Raw genomic sequence first — 16,647 nt, 5'->3', positions numbered from 1 at the left:
ATGCCGTCGAAGTTATTTCTTGACACGAGTGTTCTACTGAACTACGTGCAAGTCTGGCTTGAAGGGGACGACGGGAGCGTCGCCATCATTGAAGGCGCTCACGATAAGTTCGTTTCCACAACGGTGAAAGAGGAGTTAGATACGCGATGTTCTACGCGAAGGCAGATCTACATCGATCTTCGGAAATTTGTGGAACAAGAAAACGGATCTGAGGTACATCCTGTATTCAATTACGAAGTGTTAGACTTCGAAAATAGGTACCCATCTGTATCAGTCACCGAGAACGACCGAGAGCACCTTCGAGACTTACAGATGGAATTTGCCTCAATTGATGACGAGGATAAGTTCTACGAGCTTCGTAAATTCATTCGGTCAGTGCAATCAAGGAAGCGGACGGTGGATGGGGAGATCATAGTTTACAATGGTAATCACAAATCGGATTTAGTGGATGAAATCGACTCCCGAATTAACAACTATCCAGATAGCTTAGTTTTGGCTCAAGGCGCAGCTTGGTGTGACGACGAAAATGGCGATACAGTTGTTACTCTTGACTATGAGGACATGATAAACAATGAATCGGATATCAATGACGCGATCGAACTCCACTACACTCCCAGCCATCGGCTCAATATCGTTTCTCCCGATGCGGTCTGAGGCAGCCAACCTCAGAAGCTCTCAACGATACCAAAGTGGTAGATGATTCAAATATCCTTGAGTCTGCGGAATAATCCACCCTAAGATTATGTTACTTCACATCAAAGTAGACTCTCATGCCCGCTGGTCGTCGTGATATCCCACCTGAATCGGATCCACGATACGTCCGTCCTCCTGACGAAGCATATGAACTCGATGAAGATCCAACGTTTCGACAACATCAGGCGGTAAATGACGTCATCACCCGAAGGTTAGTACGTCGGTTGACTGGTCGGGGTCCGAACGAGCAAACGCACTACGGATCTAAACCGTCTCGACAATACTTTGCAGGAGTTCTCGCCTCCCAATACAAATATCGCGAGGCTCTGGCTCAGGACGAAGCGTTTCAGGACATTGCGGAAGATGTCGCCCCCTTCCGTATTGGGGTGACGTTCCGCGTTCCCACGAACATCGACGACGACGCGACCGTCGAGCTGACGCCCAGTGCCAACGTCTACTATCGTCGATTTCCAGAGGTCGACGAACAGCGTGAACGTGGGGGAGAAAGGCACCTGCACCGCACGCCGACCTACGAACGCGGAGGGCCTCAATCGTCGCGCCATCAACCAGACGTGCCACAGGAGGCAACGGACGGTGGGCGTGAACTCAGATCGGACGGTGGCGACGAGGAAAGTGCCGACGAAGAAGAAGAAGCAGTAGTCGACTTGCTTCCAGTGTACGAACGAATCGAGCTAGACTTGGTAGAACATTGCGGAGATGAGTTGGCCCTCACTGGATCTGACCTCCGTTCTCTCGCTGACGAATCACGTCCGAAAGTGGTCTCGCTGTCTTCGGCGTTCGCTGCCGCAGAGGAAACAGTTCGTGACGATCCCCTCACGTTTCGCGAATTACCCAACGACACGAGCGAACGCGAAGGTCGAGAGATCCCGGAGAGGCTTCTCGAAGACGAGTCAGCGTTTCGCGGGTGGATCGACGAAACCTACTCCAGTGACGTCGTAGATCCCCTTTGGGAGGGGGATTTGCGCGTCCAAGTGAGAGAGGAGTCCCGAGACGAAGGAGAAAATCGGTTCGTCATCGAGGCCACGCTGGTGAACACTCACGGCGCGGACTATCCTGACGCCGACGACTACGAGTACAAGATGTGGCGGGCGTTCCTCTTCGACGTGGGAATTGACGCCAGCGTCGACGGACCGGACATCACGCCGTTCCAACTCGACGAGATTCGCGACGAGTACCAGTACGACGGCCGGATGTACGCGGTGGGTGAGAACTGTGCGGCAGAACCGATATATCCTGCAGAAGAACGCAATCCGTTGGCTGATCCCGATCCGGTCGGCGTTCGGACCGTCACTCTCCCAGTCTACGAACAGTCAAAGTATCTTCCCCGAGAACCGATTCCGCTGCAGTTCGACGTGCTAGCTGACAATGCCTCGTTGTCCGAAGAAGATCTCCCCGCACACGTTCTCGAGGACCTCCCCGAGCAGGTGAACGGGACTGACGAGATCGACTTAGACGACTTACTCCTCATCCTTCAAAATGAAATGGAGAGAGCTGAAGGCCACTACCTCGACGTTGGAGATGAAGTATTATCTGACAAATCTGACGAGGCTGAGCGGCGGTTTGAGGAGGCAATATCTTCATTCAGAGATGAACGTCGACGATTCGAGCAGGGGCGTAAACTCATTCGCGACGATGACAGAGTCCGAGAGGCGTTCACGCTCCTGAATGAGACGTTCATCGAGATGGGTGACTTCCCAGGTTGGCGACTATTTCAACTAGTGTTCATCGTGATGTCGATTCCCGACATAGTGGCACAAGCTGATCCAGACCGGGAGGTGACGAATCGACTCGACACTGCAGACGTCATTTACTATCCGACTGGTGGTGGAAAAACCGAAGCGTATCTGGGGTTAGTCACGTTCACCGCGTTTCACGACAGATTGCGGGGAAAGGAGTACGGAACTACGGCTCTGACGAAGTTCCCGCTACGATTTTTGTCTCTCGAACAACTGCAGCGCGCGGCTGAGGTGCTCGGACACGCTGAATTGGTCCGTCGCGAGGACGGCCTCGAGGGCGATCCGTTCAGTGTGGGTTACTTCGTGGGCAAGGACAACGTTCCAAACAAGCTGATGGACGAGCGGCGCTACGACCGCGTCGATCGGATCCAGGAAGCGAAGGACGACCCGCCTGAAGATCAGGACCACGAGTTCCTCATCCTTTCCGAGTGCCCCTTCTGTGGGAACGAGAGCGTCGAAATAGACGGTGACCACGAACGAGCACGAGTCGATCACGTGTGCACCCACTCGGAGTGTCCGTGGGTCAAGCTACACGACGGGGAAGAACCCCTGCCCGTCTACGTCACGGACAGAGAAGTCTACCGCCACGCGCCCACGTTCGTCGTTTCGACGATCGACAAGATCTCCATTGTCGGGATGCAACGTCGATTTCGGACGCTACTCGGACATATTGAGGCGCGGTGTCCTCACCACGGATTCACCGGAGAAGAGGACTGTCTGGTAGACGACTACGACTATCCCTCGAAGCACACGTGTGACAACGAGGACCTCGTGGAGGTCGACTCAGTGGACCCACCGTCGTTAATAATTCAGGACGAACTCCACCTGCTGCGAGAAGAATTCGGATCCTTTGACTCCCATTACGAGACGTTACTGCAGACCTTGGCCGAAGAATTCGGCGACGGTTGGCAAATGAAGGTCGTCGCGGCGACTGCGACCATTAAGGGTGCTGAACGGCAGGTAGAGGCACTATATCGGCGGGAACACAATACCTTCCCCGCACAGGGCCCTCGCCTGAAGCAGTCATTCTACGCTTACGCTCACCCGCGGAAAGTCGGCCGCAACATGATCGGCGGCATCCCCCGGAACGTATCTCGGACGTTCGCCATCAACCGCATCCACGAAGAGCAAGCACGGATCGTCCAAGAGTTTCAGGAAAATCCTGCCGAGCTGGATGGGGCGATAGCTGACCGAGACCCCAACGAAGGAGAATACGATTACGACGAACTGGACTTTTCGCCCGGCGAGGACGAGAGAAAGGATGAATTGATCGACGTTCTCGACGACTATGAGGTCCAGGTCTCGTATCACTACGCGAAGGACAACACCCAGCTGATGAAGCGCTCAGTCCGGACGATGATAAACCGAAACCTGGCGACGGCCGACGGAAACTATCACACCCTTCGTCCCGTTCTCATGACGGGCGAAACTCCACTCAGCCTGGTCCGGACGTACAAGGACGAGATCGAAGCTGATCGTGAGGATCGCGAAGAGCCCATTCACGTCGTCATCGCGACGTCAATGATCTCGCACGGTATCGACATCGAGCGGTTCAATTTCATAGCGTTCCATGGCACTCCGCGCTCGACGGCTGAGTACATTCAGTCTTATTCCCGGGTCGGGCGGGAACATCCTGGGTCAGTCTACATGTCGTTCCACCCGATGCAGGTGAAAGACCAATCCCATTACCACCAATTCCATCATCACCACGAGTACGAAGACCTCCTGGTAGAGGCTACGCCGCTCGAGCGGTGGGCGAAGTACGGGATCGAGCAAACGTTCTCCGGGTTATTCTGTGCTCTATTCCTGCAGTTGTTTGACGGAGAGTACGGGGGTGAACTCTCGGAGCGTCTCTACGACTGGGAAGGCCTTCAAGAAGCAATTCATCGCGACGAGATTGACGTTGACCGGCAACGAGTCGAGAATCTCCTTGCTCGAGCGTACGACGTTCACGACGCGTCTCCGTCGGACGCAGACGCGGCGTCGATCTACTCGGAGCGGCTAGAGAAGATGTTCGATGACCTTTGGCCTGCGCTAATTGACGCTGAGCCTGACGACGATAACACGTTCCTACCCCACGTGTTTGGAACGCTAACAGACGAGAACGACGAAGCCCTCGTCGGTGCGCGAGAACCGATGACTAATCTTCGTGACATAGACGAGCAAATCCCGATCGAACCGGACACGAACACTGCCAAGGCCATCAACCTCTTCACGAACCAATGACTTCGACAGCACACCTTACGGCAAATCCAACCGTCCAGAGAGCCCTCGTTAACGAGCCTGTCCCGCCGGTGAGGTGGTAACGTATGGACGAAGAGGCCGACATGATGCGGGGCATCGCACAGGTACTGTACAATTTCGGCCCCGGAAACGTGTTCGACTACGGAGAGTATGACGTTGCGATGCGGGTGAAAGACAAGGGAGTGAAGGTGCGGCAGTTCAACGATCTGCCAGTCGCCCGAGTGACCGGGGAGATGCGTAGTCAAGCGGATCGATTCCGTAACGCGGACGAGTCTCCGTGGAACGAACTCTCTCCCGCTGACCTCGACGCTTATCGTCCACGCAAGGTCGAAGGACGGTTGTTCCCTCTGACGATGGTGTGTGATCAACCGGAGTGCCGTCGCGTAGACATCAGACAAAATCCGACTGACTACTACGCGACTGACAGCGAAGACAAGAATCCCGGTGACTGTCCTCGAGACGGATGCCAGGGCAGATTGCAACAAGTTCCATTCGTCGTCACTCACGAGTGTGGTAACGCGCTTCCTCCCGGACCAACTGACGAATGCGAAACGCACGACTACGTCGCGCCGTATTTACACAAGCCTACCCGGGACCCCGCAACGTGGAGGTTCCGCTGTGACTATTGTGGGGACGACATGGGCCCGCTAGGTGCCTTTTGCGAAGATTGTAACGAGTACGTGGGAGGACCGACGCCACCAGGTGGTGGGGGGATATACTATCCAGCCACGTTACTTCAGGTGGCCATTCCGCCAGTCGGGATGGACCGTGACGAGCTAGAACGAGAGGAGTCCTGGGCGAGGGTATTGATGGCTGCATTTACTGACGACGACGTTCCCCTCACGGAAGACAACACGATCGAGGATATGGTGACTCGCGCCGGGGAGCAAGAACAAATCGAGAACCTTCGCGAAGAGGGATACACCGAGGATGAAATCGAAAGGTACCTCCAAATGCAGGCTGACGCGGGGCGCGCCGTCGACCACTTGACGAGTGAGTACGTGACAGAGAAGACCCGAGGTGAAATCGACCCACCTGGTACCGAAGGCGACGACGAAACTCGAGAACAGCGAGCGTACTCTCTGATCGCTGACCAGCTATTCACATTCATCCGCTCAACGGAAGGGTACGAAGGAGATCCCGAACACGACGATTACGATCCGAGCACGTACCCAGAACCGCGGAAACTTTCGGATGTTCTCACCCCAGAGTTCAAAGAGAGGTACCCGCGAGCTCGAAAGTACCAGGATAAGCTGGATCGAATCAACGTGAACGAAGTGTGGGTGGTGGACAACTTCCCGCTACTTTCGGTGCTCTACGGCTATTACCGGGAACTTCCAGATCCGTCTCAGGTCGACCTGAACGCGTTCGATCATCCTTACGGTGACGAGGGGACGATTCCCGTTTTCGCCGATCGTAGTCCGTCAGAAGCGCTGATTCTCGAGGTCGACCGCAAGGCCCTCGTGGAGTGGTTAGTTGACGCCAACGTCGTCGACGAATCGGTAACGCCGGACGCTGACGCCAGCGACGAAACGTACCAGAAGTGGCTCTTGAACAACGTCGATCCCGTAGCCGTCGACAATCCATTTTCTGATGTCGATCACGAACCCACCGAATCGGCGTATCGACTCTTACACAGCATGAGCCACGCACTGGTTTCCACGGCATCTGATCAGTGTGGCCTCGCGACTGACAGCATTTCCGAGCTGATCTTACCGAACGTCCCGGCCATTATTCTGTACGCGAAGTCGACCGAACACTTCGCACTCGGTGGGATGTCGACCCTCTTCGAGACTCGAATTCACCCGTGGGTAGACCACACGATCGACTTTGCCGAACAGTGCCTGCTCGACCCCGCGTGCAGTCAGGACGACGACGGTGCTGCGTGTCACGCTTGCCTTCATCTAACGACCGTCACTTGTGAGGCGTTCAACGAGCACCTCGACCGGCGAGCGCTCGTCGGTGGACCAGCTACGCCTGCGTTTTGGAACGTGTGATAGTATGCCGGACGGGGAGGAGAACAATATGGTCGGCTTCGATGACCCACCTCGGGATTTCGCAATCGCCCAGCAACTTCCACCAAGTGTAATCGAACACCTTCGTGACGGGTTCGCTAAATTTCGGGACTCACCCCAAACCACGGTGAATCAAACTACGCTGCAGGAATACGCACCCTCGGAATACACTCTGTCGGCGCGGGCAGTAGAGGCTGTCTTTGTTGGCCTCGCGACGGACGCTGAGGCCGAGCAGATTTCGACAGGAGATCGTTACGCCGATTACACCTTTCGCGTATCTCCGCAATTGGCGGCACGCACTCTCGATCGCCAGTACGTCGCGGCGTTGGCTATCGAAGAGGTTACGGAACGCTCGCGTAAGAGTGCACCCGACGTCAGTTTAGTTGCGACCCTTCCGGACGGTGTGACTCTCAGTGAGGGTGACGCCGTTGGCGCGATTAGTGCTCGGGCCCGGGACCTAGTCCTCGGGGCCAGTGACACAGTCCGGATCGCGAATCCCTACTTCGACGCTGACCAGCGCATCGTCGACGACCTCGCAAGCTTGCCCCAACGAGGGGTCAACCTACGCGTTCTCACTCGTGAGACAGAAGATCCTGGTGACGACCTTATTGATGCGCTAAACACGTTACACGAGGGCCTTGATCGAGAAGGTCGATCGCGTCTAGAAGTTCGCGATCTATACGAAGAAACGGATTGGGGCAGGCACAAGCTCGCAACCCACGCGAAACTTGCCATCGTCGATGAAACTAGCTGTTACGTCGGCTCGGCTAACCTCACCAAGACGAATCTGAGCGCCAATTTCGAATTTGGGATCATCGTAGAGGGAGCTCCGGCCACGCGAACCGCAGCAGTTTTCGACGACGTGTTCGCAGCTGCTGACCCGGTCGAACTACCATTATTACGATAAAATGTCGGCAGCGCTTAACCCACACTCTATGGAGGTGCGACGCTCCTCGTTCGCCAACGGGGACCTTCACCTGAAGCACAAAAAATTAGACGTCGGAATTTGTATGGGTAAGTAATGAGCAGAGGTACCGTGGTTGACCTCTTTTGCGGCGCTGGTGGGGCTTCTCTCGGATTTCACCAGGCAGGGTTTGAAATAAGAGGTGCGGTTGACATCGACGAAGACGCACTCGACACGTACGAACGAAATCTCACGGACGAGGGGATAGTCGACTTTGAACCTCTGCAAGCAGATTTAGAGGAAACGACTTTCGACGAGATTCGCGACCACTTCGGCCTCGAAAAGGGAGAAGTAGACGTAATCTGTGGCTGTCCTCCATGCCAGAATTTCAGCTCACTTAGAGACACTACGCCCTGGCCAGAGGACGAACCGAAGGACGACTTACTCCGGGCATTTGTTGAACGGATTCGGGAGGAAAAGCCCGATCTCGTGTTCTTCGAGAACGTCCAAGGCATCCTCAGTTCGGGAGAGGGTGCCTATATCAAGTGGTTTCGCAATCAAATGGAGAAAGTGACGCGCGAGGAGGACACCGAAGAACAGGGCGGATACGGTGTGAACCTGAAACTCGTTAATGCCGCCAACTACGGGATTCCGCAACGGAGGAAGCGAACCATCGGCGTATGTGTGTACGGTGCGGACTCAGACGACATCGCAGTTCGGTCACCAACACACACAGAAAATCCGGATGAGGACGACGAACGAGAGCGATGGAGGTGGGTCCAAGACGCGATCGTTCGAGACGATCTGGTGAACTTGTCAAAGGGAGAAAAACAGGATGACGATCCAGCCCATCGAGCGAGGAATCATCGGCAGAAAACCATCGATCTAATGGAGGCAATCCCTGACGACGGAGGAAGTTGGATGGATCTCCGAGGAACCGAGCACGAGGATCTCATCCGAGAGTGCCATCAGAATATTGATTCAGGTGCTGGCTCAGCCTATGGGAGAATGGCGTGGAAAGAGCCAGCACCAACTCTTACGACGCGCTGCACGACCCCAAGTTGTGGCCGATTCACTCATCCCGAAGCTAACCGGAGTATAACTCCTCGTGAAGCTGCACTACTGATGACTTTTCCGAGAGAGTTCGAACTACCTGATCGAATTAGCGCGGCCGAAAGAGTCGTAGGAAATGCCGTGCCTCCGGATTTGGTGGAAGCGATGTTGTATAGTCCGACAGTCGAAGGGATGTTTCCCAGTTGATCGGATTCCATAGAGACACTCTCTAGTGCCAGCGAATCTTTGCCGTACTCTTATCTGATCTATGAGTCACTGACGTAGCTGTCGTGCAGTTTTTCTACCCCCTCAATGGGTGAGGGGCTCGCTGTACTGGCGGGTTCCCTGAACACGGTGAGAACGATGGCAACCAGAGACATCTACGAGAGCGGATTCGACGAAGACGTCCGAACGGAATCGAGTGCGAACCAGTGTCCCGAGTGCGACGGCCAGGTCACCACGAACGCGGTCGAAACGGTCTGCGAGGACTGTGGGCTGGTCATCGACGAACAGCGCATCGATCACGGGCCGGAGTGGCGGGCGTACGACGACGAGGAGTGCGAGCGAACGGGTGCTCCACTCACTGCGGCCCGCCACGATCGCGGCCTGTCGACGGAGATCGGTCGCGGCACCGACGCGAAGGGGAACGAGATCTCTGGGCAGAAGCGACGGCGACTCGCGCGGATGCGCCGTGAGCAGACCCGGGGTCGCTGGCGGTCGAAAGCAGAACGGAATCTCGCTCACGGACTGGGCGAGGTGCGTCGGTTGGCGAGTGCGCTCGAGCTCTCCGATTCGGTTCGCGACCAGGCGTGCCAGCTCTTCCGGAGCGCCCAGAACGAGGATCTGCTTCGAGGCAGATCCATCGAGGCCATCGCCGCGGCCAGCGTCTATGGAGCCTGCCGGTGCAACGGCCTCTCGCGGTTAGTGGACGACGTCAGCGAGATGGCCCGCCTCGCGGAGTCACGAGTCACGAACGCGTACAAAACGCTGAACGAAGAGCTGGGCCTCCCCGCTGAGCCCGTCTCCCCCAGCATGTTCGTGCCGCGCCTCGCCTCGGACCTCGAGTGTCCGGACGAAATCCGACAGCGGGCCCGAGCCCTCGCGGAACAGGCCGAGGAGCGCGGCGTCACGACGGGCGTCCATCCGGCCGGGTTCGCCGCGGCCTGCCTCTACAAGGCCGGTCGCGAGGAGGGGCGATGGCTGACGCAATCCGAGGCCGCGGACGTGGCGAACGCCTCGAAGGCGACTGTTCGGGCACACCGGGATACGTTGGAGGAACGGGTCGCCTGAGGCAGTCCACTGTCTCTCCGTCTGTACTGCACATCGGTCTATCCACGCTACGATTTAAACACGAAGACGAGCCATGTTCTCTGTAGACTGCTCTATGAACGGTCGTTACTCCGACTTTGAGGAACTGCGGCCGACTGGCGAGGCGTCCCACATTCCGGACACGAGGCTGGACGACGGCTGTGAGGGTGCCCCCCGGCGGCAACGCGTCGCGACGAGCTCTGGTGGCTACCCTGATGCGCCGACGGTAACCGACGGCGAGTGCCGGTCCTGTGGGGCATCAGTCCCAGACGGCCAGACGAAATGCCGGTTCTGCCTCTCTAACCATCTCGGAAGTGACGCCACTAGCACGAACGAGACAGCGTCGACGACGGTCCTCGGCATCATCCACCTGGTCGTCGAGTCGACCACGTTCTACGGCGCCGTCGCGAAGGGCGGTGCCGCGGCGAACCTCCTCTCCGCCAACGAGGCGGAGCCGGCCGTCGACGACTACACGCTCATCTACGATCTCGACGAGGCGCCGGCGCGCCAGTTGGTCGAGCAATGGCCCTCACTCCCCGACGCGGTACAGGTGTCGTCAGCGGAGGGAGAGCGGCTTCTCAGTGCCGCCCGTGACCGGACTGGGTGGCGCGGGCAGGGAGCGTCGGAGCGTCAGGAGCAGGCCCCGACGCGGCTCTACGACCAGCGTGGGGACGGCATCCGCGACGCGTCGCGTCTCGACGCGGTCCTCGACGATGCCGACGACGCGGTGTGGCTGGTTCCAGCGATGGCGCTGACCGAATCTACTGGCGAGGCTGCGGCTGACCGCCAGGTGTCGTCGGTACCGACGACGCAGGAACTCGACTGTCAAACCTGTGGACGGGCGACCGACCATCAGTTCAAGACCCACGAGTCGGTCCCGGATGAAGCGTGGACGGGGCAACCGATCTGGGAGTGCCGGGTGTGTGGCTCAGCTCGCTACGGACCCAGCAAAGCGGGTCAGGACTCGCCTTAACCAACATAGCGACACAGAAACACACCAATGTTGGTTAACGAGCAGGCCCCGTCCGACAGCTACCCGCAGCCGGAGAGGTTTCTCTGCGCCGTGAATCGGCGAGGCGCTTCAAATGGACCCACGCAACACACCCGGATATCGACTGCATCGCTCACTCACCAATCTCAAACGCATCGAGACGGCCGGACTCGACAACGCAGATCAGGAGCGGATAGAGGCAGCGAGAGCTCTCCTGCAAGACGTGAGTCTGCTCTCCCAGCCGGAAGACAGCGGGGACGCCGGAACACAGATCGAGTCCTGAGCGGCGGTATAACGATGAATCCGGATGTCTCGCTCCTGAGGCTGTTTATTGCCCCCCAGAAGGGGTGCGGGGGAGAGAACCACGAGGCCAACAAATGACCCACCTCACTGAACAATTCCATATTCCCCGAGAGTATCACGCTGCCTGTTCCCGAATCCTAGAGCTCGGGCAACGCCATCTCCGTCGATTGCTCAAGGAAGAATACTGGCGAGACAGGCACCTCGAAGCGATTCAGTCCCGCGATAGCAACGACCACACCTACGTCCGAGACGACGAGTACGAGCCGTTCGAGGACACAGACGCATACCTCTACAACCGATTCAAGCGATGTATCTACCATCGTGTTACTCGGATTCTAAAAGCTCATCGTGAGAAGTACCGTGCCTTCCAGTTCATCGTCGAAACTGTCGAGGAACGAAAAATCAGGCGGGTTGGATGGCAGCAGCTTCGAAGCCGCCTATTCGATAGTGGAGACTCACCGTACATCCAGTGGAGCAATATCGAAACCGTCGTCGAGCAGCTAAACAATCATTACGACCGGAATGGCCGATTTCCTGAAGCATACACGGACCTCGTCGACTGTCCCCAGCCCGACGACACGGTTCCCTTCGGCCCGGACAGTCGTGGAGACATCCACGAGGTCCAAGCCGCGGACGGAGAAGTCGTGGTGATGCTGAAGGCGCCGGATTCGCTATCGCCCAACTCGTATGCCGACTGGACAGAGCACGAAATACGGTTCCCAGCCCACCAACGGTTCAACGAGATGCTTGAGGCAGGGGAGCTGAAAGCGCCGACACTGCATTCCTCCGAATACGGCTATACGCTGGACGTGCCAGTGGATGTTCCCGAGACCTCCGTAGACACCACTTCCGACCGTGTTCTCGCTGTGGACCTCGGCGTGAAAAAGCAGGCAACTGCGGTTGTGTTAGACGGATCTGAAGACGGGAAAGATGAATCCCAGATCGCGCCACCCAACTTCGTCGACCACCACGCGAAGGACAAACTGTTTCGAGTGAAAGCCGACGCCGAGGGCATAGACAGCCGCCTTGCCGAACTCCGCCAACAGGGCAAGAGCCATACCGAGCAGTTCGCTCACCTCCTCAGCGAATATCGCCGGACGCGACGGAAGGAGCGACGTCTCCGCGACCAGATCCAGCACGATGTAGCAAATCAGCTGGTGTGGCTCGCGGCCGTTCACGAGTGCGAGACGATCGTCCTCGAGTCGCTAGGGCAGTTTGAGGCCGAAGAGACGGGTGGCGTGACGGCATGGAGCATCTCGACGTGGGCCCATGGGAAGTTACTTGAGCGGCTCCGGTACAAGGGTGACCTCCTCGGGCTCGACGTCGAGACGGTGAATCCCTGGGGGACATCACGCTACTGTCCGCGATGTGGCGAACGCGGCAAGACCGTGAAGGCCCCGACAGATCACACCGAGTTACGCAACGGCGGCCACTTCTACTGTCCCAGCTGTGAGTATGAGTGCGACCGAGATGTGGTCGGCGCGGTCAATGTCGGACGAAAACACCTCTCTGGGAGTCGGATGGAAACGGCGAATCCCTGTGTCTACACGGCGCGGGGAAATCACGCCAGCTTTCCATCACGCCCCACCTGCGAGCGTGTCCGTTCTGAGGCCGGCACGGAGGATTCAGAAACCGTGTCGGTGCCTGGCGTTCAGTCCGCGGCCAACAGTGAACAGGACCCGGCGAGTGGCCGTCAGACCCGATTGTCCGAGTACCGTTCTTCGTCCCTCACTACGACACGAAGCCGGGCAGAGGAAGGACTGCAACAAAATCAGAGCAGGAAGACGGGACTGCGGTGTCCCAGCGGGAGCATTACGAGGCAGTGTTTGCTCGTCAGCACGAACGATTCCCACGAGGTGCTTCCAAATCCTGCCGAAAATTAGAACGGCTACGATGACTTTGAGGTCTACGAAAGTTTAGGACCTTACGGACCACGACATCGGAATCGCGAGGGTCGAAGTTCTCCGAGACCTTCGCTAGCTCAGGACTCCGCCGGAGAGCTTCGCACACTACTTGCCCAACCTGTAAACCGCCAAATCAACTATGGACAGTCTTGCTCGATATTATTGAGTTCATTTAGTGCCTCCAGACGTTGTTTGGCCTGGCGTTGCTTCTTTTCTCGCTGGGGCTCTTCCATACGGGCATATCGGAAGGCCTCTGCCACCACGTTTTGATCCAGCCCATAGAAATCGTCTATATATAATTGAATCAATGAATCAGCTAAGTACTTGGCCACGCGTTCATGGATTTCCCAGATGTCCCCCCAGTTTGCTTCGTGGACCCATTTGTTCCGTGTGTCATAGAGCTGCTCAGTGATGGTTTTGAAAAATATTTCGTGGGCCTCACTGGCACTGACACTATATGCCCACATCGCCCGGTCAACGATTTCGCTTTTTTCACCGTGCCCAGCTAATGTGAGTTCTTCAATACACCGCCAAAATCCGAAAAATGCATTCTGACGTTCTGTCTCGAGCATTGCTCGCTGATACTCTAAAAGAGCATCTTGGAATATCCCTGCAAGTCCATCAGCGCCATAATTGAAGGACGGGATCTCCTCAAACCGCTCCGGCAGATCTCCATTAGTCCAATCCAAGTCCACAGTGCGAGGTGAACTCCTATTGGTGATGGCGACCTCTAATGGATGGTCAGTGCCAGCTGTAAGGACAGCCATCGGTTCTTGTATCCATGACCACCGTGGGTTCCCTGGCGAGGACTGGTCCCGCTCGCTCAATCGCTGAATTTCCCAACAATAGAGTGTATGATTGATCTTCGCACACAACAGATTCAGAGCAGTATTGAGCTTATTCGCTGCATAGCTACGTCCTTTCGACTGAATAGTCGTCGTCCAATAGCTATAATCTGTATCCTCACACAGCGACTCCACCGTCCCAGTTCCGAATGTGTCGGGATACCTTCTAAATTCTGAAAGCTGCTCAGACCATTCAGACTCAGAGATTGGCTGGAAGGTAATATCGAAAATCTCAATTTCTGGCGGAGAGCCAGCCCATTGTATATTCAACGGGAAATAGAAGATAGTTTCCAGTTGCTCACCCTGCCCGATTTCAGCAATGACCTGATTGACTTTTGCCTCGTACGTCGATACCAGTCCATCTTCTTCAATCGATTCCTCAACGGGATAGTGATATTCGTCCCAGTCTACCTCAGCGTCCGATTCGAATGCCAGGTCTTGGATGATGCCCATCACATCTGACATTATATCAGATGGAGCAATTCCCAAGTCATAGAGCGGGAAAGTCTCCTGTGCTAGTTTCTCGAACGCATAATTTGAACGATGGCGAGCCCACGGTGACGACGAGCGTTCGCTTGCTTCAAACGCATCAGGTGTCGAATTACGGCTGATATCGTGTTGCCAGTCAATTGCCCATTCTAGCAGCTGGTGAATTTCTTCCGACTCTAATGACATTGCCCCACTATTAGTACAGGACTATGAATAATCGCCGGGACAGAACTAACCCAGTAGGCTGTTCGAACCGGTCACAGCTGTTTGTTTTTCTTCCCCCGGGAGGGGTGCGGGGAGATCCAGTCGCGATCGCCCCGTGAGGTGATTGCTCGATGGGACACCGCGCACTCGTTGCGTACGAACGCACAGACGGACAGTACACGCTCCACTACAGCCATTGGGGCGCAGCGAACCTCAAGCTCAAGCACCGGATTTCGGCTGAAACCCCGTTCGGTGGCGACGATACCGACTCCAAGTGGGCGAAACAGCTGCTGGCAGAGCTGGCCGATGGCCTCGAGGCAGATGCGGTCGACGGCTACCTCCCCGGCGAGGATCGACCGTCGACGGTCGTCGAGCCGAAGCCCAGCGCCACCGGGCTCACCCTCGACGAGATCGTCGCTGACCACCTCGACTACCTCCACCACGAGGCGTTCTTCGTGGTGTCGACGACGTTCGAGGTGACCGCCTACCGAACGCTGTGGTTCGGGTTGCAGTACGATTCGGAGACAGTCGAACAGGGAGAGACGGTCGGGAACGGCGCGCTTGCGACGGTGCGCTGGTACGACGGCGAGCCGGTCGGCGACGGCCACCTGCAGGGGCAGTTCGCGGCCCTCAAAGACGTCGTCGGCGACATGCTCGACAAGGGCGTCTTCACACCGTCAACGGCGAGACAGTATCTGAAACGGAAGCTCGCTGAGCGGGTCGGAGACCGACAGGAGCTGCTCATTCCGACCGGAGAATCACCCTTCGAGACAGCGAGTCTCGGCAAGTCGTAACACCAATCCCTTAGTGGATATCGGGGGATGTCTAAGTATGTCAAATCAGTCTGAAGATGACGTTCGTGTTTGGCTTGTCGAACGGACGTACTCCGATGACGAGCAGAACCTGATCATCCTCACCTACGCAACACCCGATGGAGAACAGTACTATCGGAAGGAACGCGCACTCACGTCCTTCACCGACGTCCGAGACACGACAGCAGCAGTCGATGCTGAACCCGGCAATCTTGGCATGGTCGATGACCCCGACCTCCAGGAGCAATACGCGGCCGAAGCACAGCGAATGCAGGAGGTTCACGACCCGGACGACGTGATCTGATACCCGCCAGTAGACATCGCCCCAAGCCATGGGTTATGTCGTGGCAGGCCTTAGTCGGGGTATGCGCGAACTCGTCTTCGCTCTCGAATACGAGCCCGGCTGCAACAGGGTGGCGGACGCCCTCGCAGACCACCCCGACGCTCGCGTTCGTTCACTCTCGCTGCACGCCACTGCCGACCAGCTCTGGCGAGTCGACCATGCCACCGGCACTCCGGACGCACTCGACGCCATCGAGGACGCGTTTCGCAACAGCGACTACTACGCCGACTGTCTCGCCACCGAGGACTGCGGCGCAACCCAGACCACCCGTGTCCTCGACCGCACGGACGACACGCTCATCCTCTACTCCGACTGGGAGCGGACCCCTGCCTGTGCCTCAGTCCCCCACATCGCCCGCGACCACCTCGGCGACGGTGTGCTGTTCGAGACCCGTCACGAGGGCCGCCACTACACGTGGCGGCTCATTCACTCCGACGAGGGCGATGTGGCGGCGTTCTTCGATTCCCTCGGGGTTGCCGTCGGGGAGTGCGCCCAGATGGAGATGCTCCGCACCGCGGATACGACGACATCAGCTGGGGGACGCGACGGGACACCGAGCGGCCTACCGCCAGCCCAGGAGGCCGCTCTTCAGGCCGCGGTCGAACACGGCTATTACGAGTCGCCCCGCGAGGTTGACGTCGGCAAGCTCGCCGAGCATCTCGACATGCCACGGTCAACACTCACCTACCGACTCCGTCGGGCGGAAGAACATTTGGCGAAGCAACATGTCGCCGGCGAGCGGGTAGCGGAAGAGCGGCTGGCATCGCACTGAGGGCCGCAGT

At 57.2% G+C, this 16,647-nt stretch carries 13 protein-coding genes; 12 read left to right on the top strand and 1 reads right to left on the bottom strand.

Going from position 1 to position 16,647, the window contains the following annotated elements; translation table 11 throughout:
- Nucleotides 1–45: 45 nt before the first annotated feature.
- From HTIA_RS15030 to HTIA_RS14990, 9 genes are all read left to right on the top strand, one after another.
- The gene (locus tag HTIA_RS15030; RefSeq protein ID WP_148291003.1) at nucleotides 46–654 is read left to right on the top strand and encodes a hypothetical protein; all 609 of its coding nucleotides are present in this window, start codon (nucleotides 46–48) and stop codon (nucleotides 652–654) included.
- 1,250 nt (nucleotides 655–1,904) lie between these two features.
- Nucleotides 1,905–4,676: a helicase-related protein gene (locus tag HTIA_RS15025; RefSeq protein ID WP_242401927.1), complete on the top strand. Its 2,772-nt coding sequence runs from the start codon at nucleotides 1,905–1,907 to the stop codon at nucleotides 4,674–4,676.
- Between the two features lie 827 nt (nucleotides 4,677–5,503).
- Nucleotides 5,504–6,691, top strand: a complete 1,188-nt coding sequence (locus HTIA_RS16115; protein WP_008526023.1) for a DUF1998 domain-containing protein — start codon at nucleotides 5,504–5,506, stop codon at nucleotides 6,689–6,691.
- Nucleotides 6,692–6,695: 4 nt separating this feature from the next.
- On the top strand, nucleotides 6,696–7,616 hold the full coding sequence (locus tag HTIA_RS15015; protein WP_008526024.1) for a phospholipase D family protein: 921 nt from the start codon (nucleotides 6,696–6,698) through the stop codon (nucleotides 7,614–7,616).
- Between the two features lie 114 nt (nucleotides 7,617–7,730).
- Nucleotides 7,731–8,873 carry a DNA cytosine methyltransferase gene (locus HTIA_RS15010; protein ID WP_008526026.1) on the top strand — a complete coding sequence of 381 codons (1,143 nt, stop codon included), beginning with the start codon at nucleotides 7,731–7,733 and terminating at the stop codon, nucleotides 8,871–8,873.
- Nucleotides 8,874–9,029: 156 nt separating this feature from the next.
- Nucleotides 9,030–9,956, top strand: a complete 927-nt coding sequence (locus HTIA_RS15005; RefSeq protein WP_020931527.1) for a transcription initiation factor IIB — start codon at nucleotides 9,030–9,032, stop codon at nucleotides 9,954–9,956.
- A gap of 94 nt (nucleotides 9,957–10,050) precedes the next feature.
- On the top strand, nucleotides 10,051–10,947 hold the full coding sequence (locus HTIA_RS15000; RefSeq protein ID WP_008526030.1) for a biosurfactant protein 1: 897 nt from the start codon (nucleotides 10,051–10,053) through the stop codon (nucleotides 10,945–10,947).
- Nucleotides 10,948–11,059: 112 nt separating this feature from the next.
- Nucleotides 11,060–11,248, top strand: a complete 189-nt coding sequence (locus HTIA_RS14995; protein WP_008526032.1) for a hypothetical protein — start codon at nucleotides 11,060–11,062, stop codon at nucleotides 11,246–11,248.
- Nucleotides 11,249–11,342: 94 nt separating this feature from the next.
- Entirely contained in the window at nucleotides 11,343–13,151 is a 1,809-nt protein-coding gene (locus HTIA_RS14990) for a zinc ribbon domain-containing protein (RefSeq protein WP_008526034.1), read from the top strand.
- Between the two features lie 158 nt (nucleotides 13,152–13,309).
- Here the strand turns inward: HTIA_RS14990 and HTIA_RS14985 are convergent, their stop codons facing one another.
- Nucleotides 13,310–14,692: a hypothetical protein gene (locus HTIA_RS14985; RefSeq protein WP_020931526.1), complete on the bottom strand. Its 1,383-nt coding sequence runs from the start codon at nucleotides 14,690–14,692 to the stop codon at nucleotides 13,310–13,312.
- 149 nt (nucleotides 14,693–14,841) lie between these two features.
- Between HTIA_RS14985 and HTIA_RS14980 the strand changes: the two genes are divergently transcribed.
- The 3 genes from HTIA_RS14980 to HTIA_RS14970 all read left to right on the top strand — a co-directional run bounded on the left by HTIA_RS14980 (nucleotide 14,842) and on the right by HTIA_RS14970 (nucleotide 16,637).
- The gene (locus HTIA_RS14980; RefSeq protein WP_008526037.1) at nucleotides 14,842–15,504 is read left to right on the top strand and encodes a DUF6735 family protein; all 663 of its coding nucleotides are present in this window, start codon (nucleotides 14,842–14,844) and stop codon (nucleotides 15,502–15,504) included.
- A 37-nt stretch (nucleotides 15,505–15,541) separates the two neighbouring features.
- On the top strand, nucleotides 15,542–15,826 hold the full coding sequence (locus tag HTIA_RS14975; protein WP_006183450.1) for a hypothetical protein: 285 nt from the start codon (nucleotides 15,542–15,544) through the stop codon (nucleotides 15,824–15,826).
- Nucleotides 15,827–15,887: 61 nt separating this feature from the next.
- On the top strand, nucleotides 15,888–16,637 hold the full coding sequence (locus HTIA_RS14970; protein WP_008526038.1) for a helix-turn-helix domain-containing protein: 750 nt from the start codon (nucleotides 15,888–15,890) through the stop codon (nucleotides 16,635–16,637).
- Nucleotides 16,638–16,647: the final 10 nt, after the last annotated feature.

The sequence above is a fragment of the Halorhabdus tiamatea SARL4B genome (assembly GCF_000470655.1).
GTDB classification, from domain to species: Archaea; Halobacteriota; Halobacteria; order Halobacteriales; family Haloarculaceae; genus Halorhabdus; species Halorhabdus tiamatea.
The sequence above is the reverse complement of the archived record's forward strand: the minus strand, read 5'-3'. Positions and strand labels throughout refer to the sequence as shown.